The following is a 619-nucleotide window of genomic DNA, read 5'->3' as shown; positions in this document are numbered from 1 at the left end:
GAAAGTGCCTCCTGTCCTCTTTCTAGAACTTCGTCTATGCTGTCATATCCCTTTATATTCATCATTACATTCTGGGGGAAATAGGCAGGAGGAGGAGTAAGACCATTTTAATACCTGAGCAGTAAAGGATTCCTTAGACATCTCTTGTAAGGCATAGTTTGTTTTCTTCTGGTTACCCAAAGTATCATGCGTTTCTTTGCTCATATTTTTACCACAGGCACTTCCAGCACCATGTGCAGGATAGATGATCAAATCATCTGGTAAGGGTAAAATTTTCTCCCTTAAGGAGTCATATAAATATCCCGCAAGTTTTTCTTGGGTAAGGTCAGCTATTACTTTTTGAGCGAGGTCGGGTCTACCAACATCCCCGATAAATAAGGTATCACCAGTAAACAATGCTTCTGACTTCCCTTCCTCATTGATCAAAAGAAAGACCGAACTTTCCATGGTATGTCCAGGGGTATGTATTACTCGGATTTTACTTTTTCCAAGGATAAATTCTTGTTGATCTTTTGCTACTGTAGCTTCAAAACCCAATTCCATATCTGTTGGTCCAAAGACAATTGAGGCATTGGTTTTCTTTGCAAGGTCAATATGTCCGGAAACAAAAATCAGCGTG

Annotated in this window: 1 pseudogene; it reads right to left on the bottom strand. The window is 39.9% G+C overall.

The window, feature by feature from the left end:
* Positions 1 to 619 (bottom strand): annotated as a pseudogene (locus ADIWIN_RS04195) (MBL fold metallo-hydrolase); the annotation flags it as partial.

Source organism: Winogradskyella psychrotolerans RS-3, from assembly GCF_000427335.1.
Lineage (GTDB): Bacteria > Bacteroidota > Bacteroidia > Flavobacteriales > Flavobacteriaceae > Winogradskyella > Winogradskyella psychrotolerans.
Note: the sequence above shows the minus strand (reverse complement) of the source record. Positions and strands in the feature narration are given on the sequence as shown.